The organism is Acinetobacter sp. NyZ410 (genome assembly GCF_022828975.1).
GTDB lineage: Bacteria > Pseudomonadota > Gammaproteobacteria > Pseudomonadales > Moraxellaceae > Acinetobacter > Acinetobacter guillouiae.
In genome coordinates, this window is record NZ_CP094620.1 from 4,674,281 (window position 1) to 4,691,966 (window position 17,686).

At 39.7% G+C, this 17,686-nt stretch carries 22 protein-coding genes; 8 read left to right on the forward strand and 14 right to left on the reverse strand.

Features of this window, described 5'->3' with window-relative positions:
* Positions 1-8 precede the first annotated feature (8 nt).
* Positions 9-578, forward strand: a complete 570-nt coding sequence (locus tag MTO68_RS22070) for a Sua5/YciO/YrdC/YwlC family protein (protein ID WP_096735350.1) — start codon at positions 9-11, stop codon at positions 576-578.
* A 424-nt stretch (positions 579-1,002) separates the two neighbouring features.
* Here MTO68_RS22070 and MTO68_RS22075 read toward each other — a convergent pair whose 3' ends face one another.
* Together MTO68_RS22075 and MTO68_RS22080 are read right to left on the reverse strand one after the other, a co-directional pair.
* Positions 1,003-1,896 carry a DMT family transporter gene (locus MTO68_RS22075; protein WP_244014366.1) on the reverse strand — a complete coding sequence of 298 codons (894 nt, stop codon included), beginning with the start codon at positions 1,894-1,896 and terminating at the stop codon, positions 1,003-1,005.
* Positions 1,897-2,038: 142 nt separating this feature from the next.
* Positions 2,039-2,683 (reverse strand): TetR/AcrR family transcriptional regulator, encoded by a 645-nt coding sequence (locus MTO68_RS22080; protein WP_004823720.1) that lies wholly within the window; start codon positions 2,681-2,683, stop codon positions 2,039-2,041.
* Between the two features lie 149 nt (positions 2,684-2,832).
* Here MTO68_RS22080 and MTO68_RS22085 point away from each other — a divergent pair, with 149 nt between their 5' ends.
* The 5 genes from MTO68_RS22085 to MTO68_RS22110 all read left to right on the forward strand — a co-directional run bounded on the left by MTO68_RS22085 (position 2,833) and on the right by MTO68_RS22110 (position 7,128).
* Entirely contained in the window at positions 2,833-4,071 is a 1,239-nt protein-coding gene (locus tag MTO68_RS22085; protein ID WP_171077806.1) for an MFS transporter, read from the forward strand.
* Positions 4,072-4,083: 12 nt separating this feature from the next.
* Positions 4,084-4,830 (forward strand): helix-turn-helix domain-containing protein, encoded by a 747-nt coding sequence (locus tag MTO68_RS22090; RefSeq protein ID WP_105714233.1) that lies wholly within the window; start codon positions 4,084-4,086, stop codon positions 4,828-4,830.
* Positions 4,831-5,018: 188 nt separating this feature from the next.
* Positions 5,019-5,543: a hypothetical protein gene (locus tag MTO68_RS22100; protein ID WP_004823717.1), complete on the forward strand. Its 525-nt coding sequence runs from the start codon at positions 5,019-5,021 to the stop codon at positions 5,541-5,543.
* 155 nt (positions 5,544-5,698) lie between these two features.
* Complete coding sequence (locus MTO68_RS22105) at positions 5,699-6,244, forward strand: glutathione peroxidase (RefSeq protein ID WP_004723411.1); 546 nt, start codon at positions 5,699-5,701, stop codon at positions 6,242-6,244.
* 278 nt (positions 6,245-6,522) lie between these two features.
* Complete coding sequence (locus tag MTO68_RS22110) at positions 6,523-7,128, forward strand: hypothetical protein (protein ID WP_244014372.1); 606 nt, start codon at positions 6,523-6,525, stop codon at positions 7,126-7,128.
* A 31-nt stretch (positions 7,129-7,159) separates the two neighbouring features.
* Here the strand turns inward: MTO68_RS22110 and MTO68_RS22115 are convergent, their stop codons facing one another.
* The gene (locus MTO68_RS22115) at positions 7,160-7,624 is read right to left on the reverse strand and encodes a hypothetical protein (protein ID WP_244014374.1); all 465 of its coding nucleotides are present in this window, start codon (positions 7,622-7,624) and stop codon (positions 7,160-7,162) included.
* Between the two features lie 95 nt (positions 7,625-7,719).
* Here MTO68_RS22115 and MTO68_RS22120 point away from each other — a divergent pair, with 95 nt between their 5' ends.
* Positions 7,720-8,163: an ATP-binding protein gene (locus MTO68_RS22120; protein WP_004823710.1), complete on the forward strand. Its 444-nt coding sequence runs from the start codon at positions 7,720-7,722 to the stop codon at positions 8,161-8,163.
* A gap of 5 nt (positions 8,164-8,168) precedes the next feature.
* On the opposite strand, the gene MTO68_RS22125 is transcribed toward MTO68_RS22120, so the two are convergent.
* Positions 8,169-8,468, reverse strand: coding sequence for a hypothetical protein (locus tag MTO68_RS22125; RefSeq protein ID WP_244014376.1), 300 nt, complete (start codon positions 8,466-8,468; stop codon positions 8,169-8,171).
* 96 nt (positions 8,469-8,564) lie between these two features.
* Here MTO68_RS22125 and MTO68_RS22130 point away from each other — a divergent pair, with 96 nt between their 5' ends.
* A complete protein-coding gene (locus tag MTO68_RS22130; protein WP_244014378.1) occupies positions 8,565-9,338 on the forward strand; it encodes a tRNA(His) guanylyltransferase Thg1 family protein in 774 nt (257 codons plus the stop codon).
* 99 nt (positions 9,339-9,437) lie between these two features.
* Here MTO68_RS22130 and MTO68_RS22135 read toward each other — a convergent pair whose 3' ends face one another.
* From MTO68_RS22135 to MTO68_RS22180, 10 genes are all read right to left on the reverse strand, one after another.
* Entirely contained in the window at positions 9,438-9,857 is a 420-nt protein-coding gene (locus MTO68_RS22135; protein WP_004823705.1) for a F0F1 ATP synthase subunit epsilon, read from the reverse strand.
* A 27-nt stretch (positions 9,858-9,884) separates the two neighbouring features.
* A complete protein-coding gene (atpD, locus tag MTO68_RS22140; RefSeq protein WP_004723420.1) occupies positions 9,885-11,279 on the reverse strand; it encodes a F0F1 ATP synthase subunit beta in 1,395 nt (464 codons plus the stop codon).
* A 26-nt stretch (positions 11,280-11,305) separates the two neighbouring features.
* On the reverse strand, positions 11,306-12,175 hold the full coding sequence (atpG, locus tag MTO68_RS22145; protein WP_004723421.1) for a F0F1 ATP synthase subunit gamma: 870 nt from the start codon (positions 12,173-12,175) through the stop codon (positions 11,306-11,308).
* 88 nt (positions 12,176-12,263) lie between these two features.
* Entirely contained in the window at positions 12,264-13,808 is a 1,545-nt protein-coding gene (gene atpA, locus MTO68_RS22150) for a F0F1 ATP synthase subunit alpha (RefSeq protein ID WP_004723422.1), read from the reverse strand.
* A 60-nt stretch (positions 13,809-13,868) separates the two neighbouring features.
* On the reverse strand, positions 13,869-14,405 hold the full coding sequence (locus tag MTO68_RS22155) for a F0F1 ATP synthase subunit delta (RefSeq protein ID WP_004823704.1): 537 nt from the start codon (positions 14,403-14,405) through the stop codon (positions 13,869-13,871).
* An 11-nt stretch (positions 14,406-14,416) separates the two neighbouring features.
* Positions 14,417-14,887, reverse strand: coding sequence for a F0F1 ATP synthase subunit B (locus MTO68_RS22160; protein ID WP_004723424.1), 471 nt, complete (start codon positions 14,885-14,887; stop codon positions 14,417-14,419).
* Positions 14,888-14,926: 39 nt separating this feature from the next.
* Positions 14,927-15,172 (reverse strand): F0F1 ATP synthase subunit C, encoded by a 246-nt coding sequence (atpE, locus tag MTO68_RS22165; RefSeq protein WP_000424060.1) that lies wholly within the window; start codon positions 15,170-15,172, stop codon positions 14,927-14,929.
* A gap of 83 nt (positions 15,173-15,255) precedes the next feature.
* Positions 15,256-16,131, reverse strand: a complete 876-nt coding sequence (gene atpB, locus MTO68_RS22170; RefSeq protein ID WP_004723427.1) for a F0F1 ATP synthase subunit A — start codon at positions 16,129-16,131, stop codon at positions 15,256-15,258.
* A gap of 103 nt (positions 16,132-16,234) precedes the next feature.
* Positions 16,235-16,633, reverse strand: a complete 399-nt coding sequence (locus tag MTO68_RS22175) for an ATP synthase subunit I (protein WP_004723429.1) — start codon at positions 16,631-16,633, stop codon at positions 16,235-16,237.
* Between the two features lie 171 nt (positions 16,634-16,804).
* On the reverse strand, positions 16,805-17,647 hold the full coding sequence (locus MTO68_RS22180) for a zinc ABC transporter substrate-binding protein (RefSeq protein WP_244014380.1): 843 nt from the start codon (positions 17,645-17,647) through the stop codon (positions 16,805-16,807).
* Between the last annotated feature and the right edge of the window lie 39 nt (positions 17,648-17,686).

Consider the following 17,686-nt stretch of genomic DNA (forward strand, 5'->3'; position numbering starts at 1 on the left):
AAACATAGATGATTACAACCTCAGTTGCTGAAGCTGCACAAATTCTTCAACAAGGTAAAGTCTTGGCTTATCCAACAGAGGCAGTATGGGGTTTAGGCTGTGATCCGTTCAATGAACAGGCTTTTTTAGAAATTTTAAGGCTTAAACAACGCCCTATAGAGAAAGGCGTGATTTTATTGGCAGGACAGCTCTCACAAGTTGAGCATCTATTAACAGAAATTGACCCTATTATTCGTGAACAAATCATTCAATCATGGACGCAACGCTCTAGAACAGAACGGGCAACAACTTGGCTACTTCCAGCTGATGATAAAATTCCACAATGGATTAAAGGCCAGCATGCTCAGGTTGCAGTTCGTGTAACCAATCACCCTTTGTGCATTGCCTTATGTAATGCCTTTAATGGTTTTATTGTGTCGACCAGTGCAAATTCGGCAGGTTTAGAACCAGCAAGATCTTTACAACAAGCCAGTCAATATTTTGGTTCGGAATTGAATTATTTAAATGGTGATCTTGGTTTAAGTCGCGAGCCAAGCAAAATCATTGACGCATCTACAGCGCAAGTGATTCGCGCTTAAGCACTTTAAAATATTCACTCAATCATGAACTTAAATATTGCCAATAAAAAAGCAAAAAAAAACTCAGCCACATATAGGGTTGGCTGAGTATAAAAAAGGATGCGTTAAACACATCCAGAGGGTATGAAAAATTCAGTGTAGAACAATTTAATTAAGAAATTCTTAATTCGCTACGATGAAAATATTATCCTATAAATTTTTTTTGAATACAAATATATTCTTCTGAGCAAGATCTGTTCATTTAAGTGAATTGAAAATAACTGGAATTTCAATAATAAAACTAAGTGTTTAAATTTGTTTTACTATTTGCATTTTTAACAGGTAAATCACTAATTAAAAAACAAATTTTGCTCAGATTTAATACTTTAAAAGGGTAAAAAATAAGTTTTTAAATGAACATTTTTCACCCAAAATACTTTGAATTTTAACTCAATAATGTACTTTTTTTGACACTAAGTGACTTTTTTTGTGCCAATGCAATTCCCACTAAAATAACAATACCACCAATCGTATGCGACATCGTCCAAGCCTCATGCAGCCAGAAGTAGGCAATGATTGCAGTAAATACTGGCATTAAATTCATAAAAATGCTGGTTCGATTTGGACCTAGATATTGTACAGCCATCATCCACAATAAAGGCGCAACAAGAGAAGGTAATATACCCGCATATAAAACGCTGGCAACATTGCCTTGGTTAATCGCATCAATGCCATAATAAAGCACAAATGGTAAATGGTAGACCAAGGTCAACGCAATTTGCACATAGAGGCTCAGCAGTAATGGAACTTTCAATTGCCATTTTTTTAGAAAGACCCCATAAAAAGCATAAAAGAACACGGCCAAGACCATGATCAAATCACCAGAGTGCCCTGCCAATTGAGTCAAGTTGCTAAAATCCCCTCGGCCAATCACATACAGCAAACCAAGAAAAGATAAGATACTGCCGACAACAGCAAAGCGATTGGGAATTTCACGTAAAATAAGAATCGAAACAAAAATGGTAAATACCGGAATAAAGGCGTTGATAATGCCCATATTGGTTGCTGTGGTGTAATGCGCTGCACTATAGGCCAAGCCTTGATACAAGAACATACCAAAAGCACTCAGCACCACAAATTGCATAAAATGTTGTTTAACCAAATGACGTTGCTTCCACACTTGGGGCAACATAAATGGAGTCAAAATAATAAATGCCACTAACCAGCGATAAAAGCTAATACTGACAGGTGAAATATAATCCGAAACATAACGTGTAACTGCAATATTCATTGACCAAATCAATACTGCAATGATCGGTAAACTGATTGGCCACCACATGGGTTTTGAATTGCTATACATAATTTTGACTGTCGAATAGGATCTGGAAATGATTATCGATGAAGTCGGAATAAATTTAAATATGGCATTTCAGACATCTATAGGGCTTTTCAGACAAATGCTATTTTATGCGTTTTTAAACTTAGAATAATTCCCAAGTTTTAATTGCCAAAGTCACCACACTTTGTAATTGTTCAGCACTAACCCCATCACGAGCTTGCATGGTTAAACCTTGAATCACCGTTGAATAATAATCTGTCATCGCTTGAATATTGGCATGTGGATTTAAGTCACCTTCTTTGACACCCTGTTGCAAACGTTGGTAGATATTTTCTTTGACTTGTTGTCTTTTCAGCAAGAGATCATGCTGAATCGGTGCATGTTCTTGTGAACAATTCATGGTTGCGGTCACCAACATACAACCTGTCGGTTTATTCTGTTGAACCAGTTTTTTGAGGTTTTCATACAAATAAATTTCAATAGCGATTTTTGCTGTTTTGGCTTGTTGAAAAATAACTTCCAAAGGACATGCCTCATGCTTTAAGTAGTATTCCAAACAGGCATGAAACAGCTGTGATTTATCACCAAAACTACTGTAGATACTGGGTGCAGTAAGATTTAAGGCTTTGGTTAAATCGCTCATCGATGTGGATTCATAGCCATATTCCCAGAACAACAACATGGCTTTTTGTAGCGCTTGTTGTTCATCAAAACATTTAGGACGACCACGCCCACGCTTAGGTGCTTGTTTTTCAGCGACTAAAGCATGTTTTTCAGAATCAGCCATAACTTTCACATATATTTTTATAACGAACATTATTAAATTAATTGACAACACAAAATTAATCAAATATTTTATTTTTATAACGATCGTTAATGAATTAAAAAATACCTCCATATGCTTTCGCTTTACAGCAGGAATATATCTTCATGAATATGATGCAATCAGAAGTTTCAGAACCACAGCCCTCTGAGATTCCCCCCAGTAGCCAAGGGAGCTGGTTGGCGCTATTAACCGTTGCAATTACTGCTTTTGCTTTGGTCACCAGTGAGTTTCTCCCAATTGGTGTCCTCAACAATATTTCCAGTGATTTGCATGTATCTGTTGGTACAGCAGGTTTGATGATTACCCTCCCAGGGATCATGGCCGCCATAGCAGCACCACTCCTTCCGGTTCTAGTCAAAAATTTAGATCGGCGTTACTTACTTCTGGCACTGTCTGCAACGATGGTGTTTGCCAATGCCATCACTGCAATTGCATCAACTTTTGAAATTTTATTGCTGAGCCGTTTTATTCTTGGATTTGCGATTGGTGGATTCTGGGCGACTGCGATTGCCTTAAGTGGCCGTTTAGCACCAACCCATTTACCCATTGCGAAAGCAACAGCAACTGTCATGGCTGGGGTAACTTTAGCCACTGTTCTTGGTGTACCGATTGGGACATGGCTAAGTGATGCATATGGCTGGCGAACATCATTTGGGATTACCTCCGCCATCGGCTTCGTTGTTTTACTGTTGGGGATTAAATTTATCCCAAGTTTAAAACCAGAATCTGCCATTCATTTTAAAGACTTACCTGCATTGCTAAGAATCAGTAAAGCCAGACAAGGTTTGATTATTATTTTGTTGATTGGTTTAGCTCATTTTTCATCATATAGCTATCTGACCCCGTTCTTTAAAAATTCAGCAGGCTTTGACAGCGCAACCATCAGTTCTCTACTGTTATTATTTGGTATCGCAGGTATTTTTGGGAATGCTTTTGCTGGTTATAGCGGTAATTTGAATGTACGTTATACCTTTGCATTCGTTGCCATCTGTTTTGCGGTTGTATTTTTTGGCTTTCCTCTATTTGCCATTCATCCATCAGGCGCCTTTATTCTTACAGCGCTTTGGGGCTTTGCATTTGGTGCATTTCCAACCACTGCCAATATTTGGATGTTTTTACACGCCCCTCAAGCTGTAGAAAAAGGCATGCCCTTATTTGTTGGTTTCTTCCAAGTCATGATTGCAACAGGTGCTTTAATCGGTGGCTATGTTGTTGACCATTTTAATGCCAACATTTTATTGTATAGTGTACTGAGTTTTATTCTTTTGGCCTTTATTTCAATCTTCACGCTGAGTCGTGGATTAAATAACCCCAAAGCTGAAAACACTGCCATCCAATGTGAGAGTTAAGTCTTTTCAACCATGTATTCAGCGCTGATTTCTGTAGAAGAATTTTTCTACCAAAAGCATGATGTCGTTACACCCCATTCAAATTTATGGGGTGATTTTAATTTGAGTTTAAATGGGACTTTAGAACTCAATGTCGCAGAACAAACCTATCTGTCTCCACCAAGTTATGGTTTGTGGATTCCACCGCAAACCGAACATTGTTGTACAGCTGTGGATGATCAACTGACGCATTACATCTGTATCCGTATTCATCCTCAGCTTTGTCAAAGCTTATCCCAAAGCACAAAGACTTTAAGTATTCGCCCCTTTTTACGTCATACCATTGAAGAAGTTTTAGAGCAGCAGAAACAAGGGATTCCATCATCTCCCTATTATCAACACTTATTAGAACTGTTGGTCGATCAAATCCAAAATAGTGTGTGTTATGAGCATTATTTACCACAAACCAACCATCCCACACTCAAGCCTATTCTTGAGCATTTGTCGGATACAACACGCTTTCCCCAAAGCCTTCAAGAAATACTCGATACTTTCCAAATTACTGAACGGCACGCACTTAGACTTAGCCAAGAGCACCTTAAACTTTCGCTGTCTGAATGGCGTAATCGCGCCAAGATTATTTATGCAATTTCATTGATCCAACAAGGCGTCTCAATTAAAAAAATTAGCTTAGATCTCGGCTATCAACACACGTCCAGCTTCATTGAGTTTTTTAAACGTTATACCCATCAAACCCCAGCACAGATGCGAAATCTTTGAGATTAGGACATTTTTCAAACAATCCATTTCCACTTTATTGATAAGTTTATATACAAAAATACTATGGAAAATTGCCTTAAAATTGTGCATTTTGCATCTTATGCTCTAGATTAAGCATATAACTTTTTGAATTTGTATATATTACCGTCAAATTCATAAGAATTTTAAATAATGAAGGGTTCGAATAAATTAAAAAATTACTACTAGCTACACTATGTGCTTCAGCGTTTGCTTTAACTGCATGTGATAAAAAACCAGCTGATTCAGCTTCAGGAACTGAGAGCAAACCTGCTGCAGCTGCGGTTTCTTTAAGTACCAACAATACTGCTGATATCAAAAGCGATTTAACTGCACTTCAAACAATGTCTACAGCGAAAGCTAAAGAAGCTTTGAACTTCCAAACAGAAGTGATGCAAGCTGCACAAAAGGGTGATAAAGATGCACTGAAAGGTGTTGTCGATAAAATGAAAACTTATGTGGACGGTTTCAACAAAGATCTTGATGGTTTAGCACTTAAAAGTACTGAAGTTGCATCTGTACGTGACAAAATGAAAGAGTCAAATAACCTAGGCGTTGAAATGTCTGAAGCTGGTTTAGCGACTTCACCAGATCCACAAAAAATCATGGAACTACAAAAGAAAGGTACTGAGTTACAACAAAGCCTGTTAACTGAAATGCAAGCACTTCAAGCCAAAGCAAACGCTGCACCATAATCGATTAAATTTGATGCAGTTTTTAAAAGCAGATCCTATGATCTGCTTTTTTTATTACACTTATATACAAATGTAACTTGCTGAAATCTTGGAATATCGCTAAAACATTAGACATATTTCTAATCACTGTCTTTTGATTTTTAAGGATACCCCCTATGAGCAATTCCGTTTATGACATTCCAGTCAATACCATCAAAGGTGAAGCGACGACCTTGAATCAATATCAAGGTAAAGTTCTTTTAATCGTTAACGTTGCATCTAAATGTGGCCTTACTCCACAATATGAAGGTTTAGAAAAACTATATACTGAAAAGAAAGATCAAGGTTTAGAAATCCTCGGCTTTCCGGCAAATAACTTTCTTGCGCAAGAGCCTGGAACAAATGATGAAATCGAGCAATTTTGCTCTTTAACTTACAATGTCGACTTCCCACTTTTTGCTAAAATTTCAGTTGCAGGTGATGATAAGCACCCACTTTATGACAGCTTAATTCATGCAATCCCTGAGCGTATTGGTGAAGGCCCTTGGTGGAAAGACTTAGTCGATTATGGCCTAACACCAAACCCAAAACCTGAAGTCCTTTGGAACTTTGAAAAATTCTTAATCGGTAAAAATGGTGAAATCGTGGCACGTTTTGCACCAGATATCACTGCTGATGATCCACGAATTACATCTGCGATTGAAGCTGAATTAGCAAAATAGATTGAGCATTAAAAGCACTATGCTTTAAATAAATTTTTATATTTTGCAGTTTTGATCGAAAATTTTATATTTTCGATCAAAATCCCTCTAGCTTTATTCACAATTTAAAATTTCAACCATCTTCAATAGAGTCTAAAAATGCATTCTTTTTTGCTTTTGCTTGAGTAGAAATGAATCTCTAAAGTTACAGACTGTATGCCCTTTGCAACAATCCTCAATCTCTACACTTTTGCAAATTATAGTCAATCCATAACCGATTAAATTACTTTTGGACAACGATGAAAAAGCTTTTACAAGGTGCGGTTTTGCCTTTTGTTATTTTTATTTCTGGCATGTTACTGCTAGGCTGTAATCAAGCCGCTGAACAATCACGTCAACAAGATGGCGCTCAAGCGATTGAAACTGCGCAAATGAGTGAAAATACATCCGACTCAAATAATAATAATCAATCAACAGCAAAAAGCACTGAGGATTTAAAACAAGGCAATATGTTTTATATCGCACGTGATGTTGCCAACGTACAGCTGAAAACTGGTGATTATGTTGAAAAATTACAGCAAAGCCAAGCTAATTTACAACAAGCCATACAATCACAAAATCAAGCTGAACTGCAACAATCTGTCAAAACATTGACCCGTGAACTACAAGGCTTTAACACAGCATTGATTTCATTAGATTTAAAAAGCCAAGAGATTGATGGTATCCGCCAACAAGTGCTACAAGCCAATAAGCAAGTGCTTAACTCAGCATTGTTAAACGGTGATTTAGACATTTCAAAAGTTGATTTTAAGAAAATCGAACAACAAATGAATACCATCCAATTAGATATGCTTAAACTCGCAGGCATGATGATTCCTGGATCAAATACAGAGCAAGCCACTTGAACAGCATTAATTAAATTTGAACAGACCAGCCTTAGCTTGGCTTTGCGACATTACATGATGGATCTTGTCCTAGCGCGCGTTTAGCATCTAACTTAAAACGAGCTTGAGCAGGCTTATAACTTGCGGGTAAAAATAGCGTTAAACGAGTTTTATTCTTTCCAATGGATTCCACCAAGGTTTTTGATAAATACGCCCCACCCTCTGTACGGGTAAACAAGGTTCCCATTTCTAAATCTCGTTCAAGCCGATTGTCAGTAAAGACAAAATCTTTTTCGCCAGTAAACGCAACACATTGCCCATAGGCCATTTTCAAATTTTTAAATGCCACAACATAATCGATATCTAATTCGGTTTCTAAACCATTCCCCACTGAATTTGCCACCAAACTTGCTTCAGTAGGTGAATTGGGTGTGGTAACAAATTGACTTTGGCATGCTGAAACAGCACTCAGTAGAAGTACAGAAAATAAATACCGACATTGAACTAATTTTTTCATTTTAAGTTTATTGGTTTTCTACAACAATGAATGGATTGTAGCAAAGTTCATGAACATGATTTAATAGCAGATTAAGCGTATTTTTGTAGTGTTTCATGCAACTGATTTTATTCACAGGTGTACAAGCTTCGGGTAAATCTACTTTTTATCAACAGTATTTTTACCATACACATCTACGTATCAATCTCGATATGCTAAAAACACGCCATCGTGAAAAGATACTGTTTGAAGCAGCTATAGCCTCTAAAACCAAAATCGTGATAGATAACACCAATATAAGCAAAGCCGATCGAGCCCGTTATATTCAACTTGCCAAAACTGCTGGCTTCGAGGTCATTTCATATTATTTTGAAACGGATTTAGACAGTACTTTACAGCGTAATGCACAACGTGAGGGTAAAGCCAATATTGCTGAAAAAGGCGTTAAAGCCACCTTTTATAAATTAGAAGTCCCTAATTGTTCAGAAGGGTTTGATGCGCTGTTTAAAGTAAACATGATAGAAAATAATGGCTTTTCAATTACTCTCATAACTGAATAAAAAATTTAATCTTGAGCCAACCGCCATGTTTTAAATGCGGTTTGCATCTGTTGTTGTATTTCTTTAGGTACCTTACGAGCGGCTATATTGGAAAAATCTCCACGATAGGTTTCAGCCACAATTAAATTGGTGAGTTCCTCAATCGCAATTCGCCCTTTGTTGTGATACGCCAGAATTTCTACTTCGGTTAAATAAATATCCCAACATGAAACAACAGAACTCATATCTACGGCAATACTGAGATAGTAGTCATCTTGCGTTTGATACAGTTCCCAAAAGTGCGCTTGTTGGTCAATGAGGTGCATTTTCTTCTATATATCCTTTTTTATTGTTTAGATTATGCTAAAACTAGTCAGTGATGAAATATAACTTTAGCATGAGAACAACGAAGAAGTTTAACCATGAGATTTGATGATCTAGATACACGATTACGTGTTTATGAAACAGCTTATGATTTCTGTGTACCACCAGAACAATATATCGTTGTGCGTTTGGATGGACGTGGCTTTACCAAACTCACCAATGATATTTGGAAATTTGAAGCGCCCTTTGACCTTCGTTTTAGGGACTTGATGGTCGAAACAACAGCTCACTTAATGCAATGTGGTTTTAATATTATTTATGGCTATACACAAAGCGATGAAATCTCCTTACTGTTTCATTTAAAAGATGACAGCTTTAATCGTAAAACACGAAAAATTATTTCTATTTTAGCCGCAGAAGCCAGTGCAAAATTCAGTGTATTACATGGTGAGATGGCAACTTTTGATGCTCGAATTTGTATACTGCCCAATGCAAAAACTGTTGAAGATTATTTTCGTTGGCGTCATGAAGATGCTCATCGCAACGCACTCAATGCACATTGCTATTGGATGTTGCGCAAGGAAGGAGAAAATGTAAAAAATGCAACCGACCAAGTAAAAGGATTATCTCGCCAAGAGAAGCATGATTTACTCTTTAGCCGTGACATTAACTTCAATGAATTGCCATCATGGCAAAAGCGTGGCACAGGTTTATATTGGACAGAAATTGAAAAAAGTGGTTTTAATCCGAAAACTAAACAGTCGACAGTATCAACTCGTCGACACATTTTTAAAGACTATGAATTACCTTTGGGGGATGATTATAGTCAATTTATACAAACACAATTTTTATTGGACACCCCCCAAGAATAAGCTCCTACCATGTTGAACCGATATAAATTTGAACCCTCCATAAATTAATCGCATAAAAAAACCACCCTCGCGGGTGGTTTTTCAATCTCAAACAGCGTCTTATAGCGCGCGGTTTTTGATTTTGCGGATGGTTTCCAACTGAGCGGCAGTTTCTGCAAGAGCAGCCAAAGCAGCAGCAGAGTCCAAATCGCTTTTTTGATTTGCAAGCAATTGTTCAGCATTTTTACGTGCTTCAAGAATTGCAGCTTCATCTAAGTTGTCAGCACGAACTGCAGTATCTGCAAGCACAGTAACAACATGCGGTTGAACTTCTAGAACACCACCAGATACATAGATTAACTCTTCTGTACCGTTTTCAAGCAGAACGCGAATTGCGCCCGGCTTGAGCAAAGTGACTAACGGAGCGTGACCAGGCATGATACCCAATTCACCGCCAGCACCTTTTGCGATAAGCATTGTCACAGTGCCTGAGTACAAAGACTCTTTAACACTTACAACATCACATTGCATAGTCGACATGTGAATCTCCTAAATTAGAGTTGCTAATTAAAGCTTCTCGGCTTTAGCGATCACTTCGTCAATACCACCAACCATATAGAACGCTTGTTCTGGGATGTGATCGTATTCACCAGCTAGAAGACCTTTAAAGCCACGAATTGTTTCTTTAAGTGGTACAAGTTTACCAGGAGCACCAGTAAACACTTCAGCTACGTGGAACGGTTGAGAGAAGAAACGTTGGATTTTACGCGCACGGTAAACAATCAACTTATCTTCTTCTGCTAACTCGTCCATACCCAAGATTGCGATGATGTCTTTAAGCTCTTTATAACGTTGCAATACGTTCTGTACAGAACGTGCAATTTCATAATGCTCAGCACCAACAACAAGTGGATCTAACTGACGTGAAGTAGAGTCAAGTGGATCGATCGCTGGGTAAATACCAGAAGATGCGATGTCACGGCTCAATACTACAGTTGCATCTAAGTGAGCAAATGTAGTTGCAGGCGATGGATCTGTTAAGTCATCGGCAGGTACATATACCGCTTGGATAGATGTAATCGAACCAGACTTAGTCGATGTAATACGTTCTTGAAGAACACCCATCTCTTCTGCAAGCGTCGGTTGGTAACCTACTGCAGATGGCATACGACCTAAAAGAGCAGATACTTCAGTACCAGCCAATGTGTAACGGTAAATGTTGTCAACGAACAACAATACGTCACGGCCTTTACCGTTTTCATCTTTCTCATCACGGAAGTATTCAGCCATGGTCAAACCAGTTAACGCTACGCGTAAACGGTTACCCGGTGGCTCATTCATCTGACCGTAGACCATTGCTACTTTGTCAAGAACGTTAGAATCTTTCATCTCGTGGTAGAAGTCATTACCTTCACGAGTACGCTCACCAACACCAGCAAACACAGATAAACCTGAGTGAGCTTTCGCGATGTTGTTGATCAATTCCATCATGTTTACAGTTTTACCAACACCGGCACCACCGAATAAACCAACTTTACCACCTTTAGCAAACGGGCAAAGTAAGTCAATGACTTTAATACCAGTTTCTAAAAGGTCAGTAGAAGCAGCTTGTTCAGCATAAGAAGGTGCTTGACGGTGAATCGGCAAACGCGCTTCAGTCGCAACTGGACCAGCTTCGTCGATTGGGCGACCAAGAACGTCCATGATACGACCTAAACATGCAGTACCTACAGGTACAGAAATAGGTGCACCAGTATTAGATACGTTTAGACCACGTTTAAGACCTTCTGTAGATCCCATTGCGATGGTACGAACTACACCATCACCAAGTTGTTGCTGAACTTCTAAAGTAGTTTCAGTACCGTCAACTTGGAGAGCGTCATAGATCTTAGGAACGCTATTGCGTTCAAACTCGACGTCGATAACCGCGCCGATGATCTGAATGATACGACCGCTACTCATTGCTGTCTCCTCAATTCAAAATAATGTTAAACGGCAGCGGCACCACCAACGATCTCAGAAATTTCCTGAGTAATCGCGGCTTGACGCAGCTTGTTATAAATGAGTTGTAGGCTCTTGATAAGATCACCTGCGTTGTCAGTTGCAGCTTTCATTGCAACCATACGAGCAGACTGCTCACATGCGATGTTTTCAATCACACCTTGATAAACCATAGACTCAATGTAACGAACCAATAAACCATTTAAAAGCTCTTCAGCTTCTGGTTCATATAGATAATCCCAACCATATTGACGGTTAAGATCCTCGTCCGTATCAGCCGCAGCTAATGGAACAAGTTGTTCGATTTTTTGGTTTTGAGTCATGGCATTGACAAAGCCGTTTGACACAAGATAAATGCGATCTAACTCGCCTTTATCAAATGCATCTAACATCACCTGTACAGAACCAGTTAACTGTTCAAGACTTGGAGCATCACCTACTTGCGTAGTTGCGCCAAGTACTTTACCGCCGTAGTTTTTAAAAAACGAAACCGCTTTTTGACCAATTAAAGCAAATTGAACTTCAATTGACTGCTCTTGTTGCTGTTGTACGTGTTTTACCACTTTTTTGAACAAGTTAATGTTCAAACCACCAGCAAGACCACGATCTGAAGAAACAATGATATAGCCAACGCGTTTTACAGGGCGTTCAACCATATAGCGATGTTTGTATTCAGGATTCGCTTGGACCAAATGAGCAATTACACGGTGCATATTTTCGGCATACGGACGGCCCTGAGCCATGCGCTCTTGCGCACGACGCATCTTAGAAGCTGCTACCATTTGCATCGCGCGAGTAATCTTTTGCGTGCTCTTGATACTAGCTACTTTGGCGCGAATTTCTTTTAAATTTGCCATACGCTTAACCTAGTATTCGAAAGCCCTTTCGAGCTTCCGAAGGTTGATCCGTGAACCAAACCATAACTAACAACAACATACATTGAAATTAGTAAGTTTGAGTCGCTTTAAAGCTTTCAATACCTGCTTTGATTGCAGCTTCGATGTCTTTGTCGTAGTTACCAGTTTCATCGATGTTTTGCATTAACGCAGCATGCTCTGAACGGAAGTAAGAAATTAACGCAGTATCAAAGTCTACGATTTTCTTCACTTCAACGTCAGCCATGTAGCCTTCGTTAGATGCATAAATTGAAACAGCTTGGTCAGCAATTGAATATGGAGCATATTGTTTTTGCTTCATTAATTCAGTTACACGTTGACCATGTTCAAGTTGCTTACGAGTTGCTTCATCAAGGTCAGAAGCGAACTGAGCAAATGCTGCCAATTCACGGTATTGCGCCAAAGCAGTACGGATACCACCAGACAATTTTTTGATGATCTTCGTTTGAGCAGAACCACCAACACGCGATACAGAGATACCCGCGTTCACAGCAGGACGAATACCTGCGTTGAATAATGATGTTTCTAAGAAGATCTGACCATCAGTAATCGAAATTACGTTTGTCGGTACGAATGCAGATACGTCACCCGCTTGAGTTTCAATAATTGGCAATGCAGTTAATGAACCAGTTTGGCCTTTAACTTCACCATTAGTGAATTTCTCAACATAGTCAGCAGATACACGAGAAGCACGTTCAAGTAAACGTGAATGAAGATAGAACACGTCACCTGGGTAAGCTTCACGACCTGGTGGACGACGAAGAAGCAATGAAATTTGACGGTAAGCAACAGCTTGTTTAGACAAGTCATCATAAATGATAAGTGCGTCTTCACCGCGGTCACGGAAGTACTCGCCCATTGTACAACCAGCATATGGAGCAAGATACTGCATTGCTGCAGGATCAGCTGCAGCAGCTGCTACAACAGTTGTGTACGCCATAGCGCCAGTTTCTTCAAGCTTACGTACTACGTTTGCAATTGTTGATTGTTTTTGACCAATCGCAACGTATACACACTTAATGCCTGATTGTTTTTGAGCAATGATCGCATCGATCGCCATTGCTGTTTTACCAGTTTGACGGTCACCGATGATCAACTCACGCTGACCACGACCAACAGGGATCATTGTATCTACTGATTTATAACCAGTTTGTACAGGTTGATCCACTGATTGACGCCAAATTACACCTGGTGCTACTTTTTCAACAGCATCAGTAAGTTTTGCATCAATAGGGCCTTTACCATCAATCGGGTTACCCAAAGCATCTACTACACGGCCTAAAAGTTCTGGACCAACCGGAACTTCTAATACACGACCTGTGCAACGAGCTTTTTGACCTTCTTGAAGGCTTAAGTAGTTACCTAAGACAACGGCACCCACTGAATCCTGTTCTAGGTTCAGTGCCATACCAAATAAGCCGCCGTCGAATTCGATCATTTCACCGTACATTGCATCAGCAAGGCCGTGAATACGCACAATACCGTCGGAAACCATAACAATGGTCCCTTCGTTCTTAGCGGTCGCGCTGGTGTCCAGATCGCCGATACGCTGTTTAATGAGCGCACTGATCTCGGATGGATTCAGTTGTTGCATTGCGCTATACCTCAATCTTTTTAAAGTTCAGTCTTCTTTAGACGTAGTTATTTTTAACAATTACGCTAGAAGACGAGTCCGCATTTTTTCAAGCTTGCTAAGCGCAGAATCATCTATCACTTGGTCGCCTGCACGAATAACAACACCAGCAATCAATGCTGGATTTACTTCAACTGTAACTTTCACAGCGCTGTTCAAGCGTTTTTCTAACGCATGAGCCAACTTCTGTTCTTGTACTGAATCCAATGGAAAAGCGGATTCAATCACAACATCTACAGTGTTGTTATTTTGCGATTTGAGTTGCTCAAATTCTGTGTCAATTTCAGGTAACAATGCTAAACGGCCATTGTCTGCAAGAAGTGTCAAAAAGTTTGACACAGCCGCAGTTTGTTCATTACCTAAAACTTTCGCAAAAAGATCAACCTGCTCTGCAGGTGTCAACTCAGGGCGATTTAAATAAGCGGAGAATGCTTCATCTTGCACCGCAGCACTGAGCAGTTGTAATGCATTTGACCAAGCGTCAGTTGCATTTTGCTCAGATGCATAAGCAAATGCTGCTTTAGCGTATGGGCGTGCCAACGTCAAGAATTCAGCCATATTCGCCTCTCTTAAAGTTTAGCAGCCAGCTGATTCAGCATGGCATTATGAGCTTCTGCGTCAACTTGTTGGTTCAGAATTTTCTCTGCACCAGCAACTGCAAGAGCAGCAACTTGTTGACGTAATTCTTCACGAGCAGAATTGATGTCTTGGTCAACAGCATCTTTCGCTTGTTGACGAATACGCTCACCTTCAGCAGATGCTTGAGTACGCGCTTCTTCGACCAATTGTGCCGCACGACGGTTCGCTTGTTCGATCAATTGAGCCGCTTGTGCTTTCGCCGCATCAATTTCTTGCTTAACTTGTGCTTGTGCATCAGCAAGATCAGCTTTCGCTTTCTCTGCAGCATTTAAGCCATCAGCGATTTTACGCTGACGCTCACTAATCGCATTGATTAGTGGTGGCCATACAAACTTCATGCAGAATGCGACAAATATCGCAAATGCAATCGCTTGGCCAAACAATGTGAGGTTGATATTCATTGCAAATTCCTCAAATAGTGAATTTCGGAATTAAGCTGATTAACCTACAAATGGATTAGCGAAGATGAAGAACAAGCCAATACCAACACCGATCATAGGCACAGCATCAAGAAGACCTGCGATTAAGAACATACGAGTTTGAAGTTGTGGAGCCAATTCTGGTTGACGAGCAACAGCTTCAAGGAAACGGCCGCCTAAAAGACCAAAACCAATCGCAGTACCTAAAGCACCAAAAGCGATCAAGATAGCAGATGCAATTGCAACTAGACCTAAAGTGAGTTCCATGATAATTCCTCAGAGGTTAGGTTTATACCAAATTAAAGTAAAAAAATTATACCTAACCACCGGATGACAGTTAGGCAATACCATTAATGTTTTTCGCTTGCCATGCTCAAGTATACGATTGTTAGCATCATGAAAATGAAGGCTTGCAATGTAATAACAAGAATGTGGAAGATAGCCCAAGGCACAGACAACGCCCACTGGATCCAGAAAGGTAACAACGCGATAAGAATGAAGATTAACTCACCCGCATACATGTTACCGAATAATCGGAGTGCCAATGAAATTGGACGTGCAAGGAATGTTACTAATTCTAGAATTAAGTTCACTGGAATCAATAACGCTTTTGCAACTGGGTTACTTGGATTAAATGGGTTAAGTGCCAATTCACCAACGAAACCGCCGATGCCTTTTTCACGAATACTATAGAACAAGATCAACGCAAATACAGACAAAGACATACCAAGGGTAATGTTAGGGTCTGTAGATGGAACAACCTTGAAGTAAACGTGGTGAGGGTCCATACCAAATACGTTTGCACCAATCAATTGAGCTGTATACGGAATCCAGTCAACAGGAATTAAGTCCATCGCATTCATGAGGAAAATCCACACGAAAATGGTCAAGGCTAAAGGCGCAATTAAACGTGATTTACCATGAAACGTATCACGAACACTTGAGTCAACAAACTCGATAATCATTTCGATTGCAGACTGGAACTTGGTAGGAACACCAGAGTTTGCAGCTTTCGCTACGCACCAGAATATCAAACAGAAAATCACACCAAGGCCAATTGACCAACCCATTGAATCCAAGTGGATAGCAGTGAACCCCATCTGTTGAGCTTCTGCACCACTTTCAGCCAATTTCCAAGTACCATCTGGCATTTTGCCATAGGTCATATTGGTCAAGTGATGCTTGATATACTCGGTCGAAGTCAGGGCATGTTCTTCAGCAGCCATAAATCACACCTGGTCAATGTCAAATAATAAATAGAGTTAACGAATATCGCGTGCTGCATGATATCTCGTTAATCCCCAAAAAAATTTTCAATTTCTGCTGCGCTTATACTCGTTTTTGTTGTCGTGCTACCCAAAAAGGTGCAATCCACGACATCGCTTGAACGAGAATAAAACCACAAAACAATGCCACCGGAGATAACGGTTTGACATTGCATAAAATTAAAATGAAACCAACGATCACAATTGCAAATTTGCCCATTAAGCCTCTATACATGTTCGAAAGAACCTGTTTTGAAGCACGTGCCCCTGCTGCTCGAAACGACTGCCAAGAAAAATAACAACTGGCAAGCCAACATATCAGTGCACCTAACGCTGCACTCAGAGCCGCAGTCGAGTCTTTCAAGACCCACGCTACCAAGGCTGAAACAGGAATCATAAACGCTTGCAAATAGACCAAAGCTTTTGCTAATCGTCGGTCAATCAAGCGACTAGTTTGGCTCATTTTTTATCCACTCACAGCATAAATGCTTGACAAGTTTAGCTGATGATCGTTTTTAATCGCAGGCATTATAGAGTTACACCCCTGAACATGCAATCTTTTCCCGACCTTAGTCGTGTTTTTTTCGATATACAGGTTGCTTTGCATATGAACAATTGTTGATTAATTTTTGCATCATTTCCGTGCATTAAGTACGCAAGCTTGTGTTTGTTGAGCCAAAGTCTGCCATGCAACCACAAAATCTTGTTGTTTAGCCAAAGTTTCGTCTACCGCTTGAAATGAAATTTCACCCAATTTTCGGTACTGACTTGGACTTGCGCTGCCTTCTGCCAGCAAGCACATTTTTTTGTAAGGTCTCGTGTCATTTAAAAACTTGATTTGAGTCACAGTCGGCGCAACATGCGGATCATCTGTCATCGCACCTGCAAATTTTAAGTTTAATGAACGTTCTAAATATTGGTAAGCATCATGATAAGCCCAGTATGGACGTGCGCTACCAGCACTGATACTTTTCTGTGAAACACGCAGCATTTCACTGGCAAACTTCTTCGCATTATTCCAATATGCTGCTTTATTTTCTGGATGTTGTTGTGAACGCAAGGCTGCAATAAAGAAACCAATACGGACAGCATTATTTGGATCTAACCACACATGTGTATCAATCGTATCTTTCAGTGCAACACCTTTTGGACTTCTTAAAGGAAGTGCTTGGATAATACCTGAATTGAGTATTGAAATCGCTTTTGCATTCTCGCCTAAAACCTTTTCCAAAGGCGCTTCATGTTCTTTTCCCAGCCAAATCACCAATGAAGCATCCATAATCGTTTTGCGATTATCTGGTGTAAGTTGCACATCATGCCCCGTTTGATTTCCCAAAAGCAAAACAGGCTCTTCTATGCCTTCAGTTATTTCTTTTGCAATCAAATAAATAGGATGAGTTGATACCACTAAAGGCGCTTGAGCCCAAGTGACACTAATAATTAATGCACATAAGCAAAAGGCGATAATGCGATTCATGGGAGTGTATTACCAAAAAAAATTTATGTTATAGTATAA

Coding starts and splice junctions, on each gene's coding strand:
- MTO68_RS22080 (WP_004823720.1), bottom strand. CDS start 2,683: ATGGCTGATTCTGAAAAACATGCTTTAGTCGCTGAAAAACAAGCACCT.
- atpG (WP_004723421.1), bottom strand. CDS start 12,175: ATGGCAAATTTAAAAGAAATTCGCGCCAAAGTAGCTAGTATCAAGAGC.
- MTO68_RS22075 (WP_244014366.1), bottom strand. CDS start 1,896: ATGTGGTGGCCAATCAGTTTACCGATCATTGCAGTATTGATTTGGTCA.
- MTO68_RS22180 (WP_244014380.1), bottom strand. CDS start 17,647: ATGAATCGCATTATCGCCTTTTGCTTATGTGCATTAATTATTAGTGTC.
- MTO68_RS22135 (WP_004823705.1), bottom strand. CDS start 9,857: ATGTCGACTATGCAATGTGATGTTGTAAGTGTTAAAGAGTCTTTGTAC.
- MTO68_RS22115 (WP_244014374.1), bottom strand. CDS start 7,624: ATGAAAAAATTAGTTCAATGTCGGTATTTATTTTCTGTACTTCTACTG.
- MTO68_RS22110 (WP_244014372.1), top strand. CDS start 6,523: ATGAAAAAGCTTTTACAAGGTGCGGTTTTGCCTTTTGTTATTTTTATT.
- MTO68_RS22160 (WP_004723424.1), bottom strand. CDS start 14,887: ATGAATATCAACCTCACATTGTTTGGCCAAGCGATTGCATTTGCGATA.
- MTO68_RS22155 (WP_004823704.1), bottom strand. CDS start 14,405: ATGGCTGAATTCTTGACGTTGGCACGCCCATACGCTAAAGCAGCATTT.
- atpD (WP_004723420.1), bottom strand. CDS start 11,279: ATGAGTAGCGGTCGTATCATTCAGATCATCGGCGCGGTTATCGACGTC.
- MTO68_RS22125 (WP_244014376.1), bottom strand. CDS start 8,468: ATGCACCTCATTGACCAACAAGCGCACTTTTGGGAACTGTATCAAACG.
- MTO68_RS22175 (WP_004723429.1), bottom strand. CDS start 16,633: ATGAGCCAAACTAGTCGCTTGATTGACCGACGATTAGCAAAAGCTTTG.
- atpA (WP_004723422.1), bottom strand. CDS start 13,808: ATGCAACAACTGAATCCATCCGAGATCAGTGCGCTCATTAAACAGCGT.
- atpE (WP_000424060.1), bottom strand. CDS start 15,172: ATGGAACTCACTTTAGGTCTAGTTGCAATTGCATCTGCTATCTTGATC.
- MTO68_RS22130 (WP_244014378.1), top strand. CDS start 8,565: ATGAGATTTGATGATCTAGATACACGATTACGTGTTTATGAAACAGCT.
- MTO68_RS22105 (WP_004723411.1), top strand. CDS start 5,699: ATGAGCAATTCCGTTTATGACATTCCAGTCAATACCATCAAAGGTGAA.
- MTO68_RS22120 (WP_004823710.1), top strand. CDS start 7,720: ATGCAACTGATTTTATTCACAGGTGTACAAGCTTCGGGTAAATCTACT.
- MTO68_RS22070 (WP_096735350.1), top strand. CDS start 9: ATGATTACAACCTCAGTTGCTGAAGCTGCACAAATTCTTCAACAAGGT.
- MTO68_RS22090 (WP_105714233.1), top strand. CDS start 4,084: ATGTATTCAGCGCTGATTTCTGTAGAAGAATTTTTCTACCAAAAGCAT.
- MTO68_RS22085 (WP_171077806.1), top strand. CDS start 2,833: ATGATGCAATCAGAAGTTTCAGAACCACAGCCCTCTGAGATTCCCCCC.
- atpB (WP_004723427.1), bottom strand. CDS start 16,131: ATGGCTGCTGAAGAACATGCCCTGACTTCGACCGAGTATATCAAGCAT.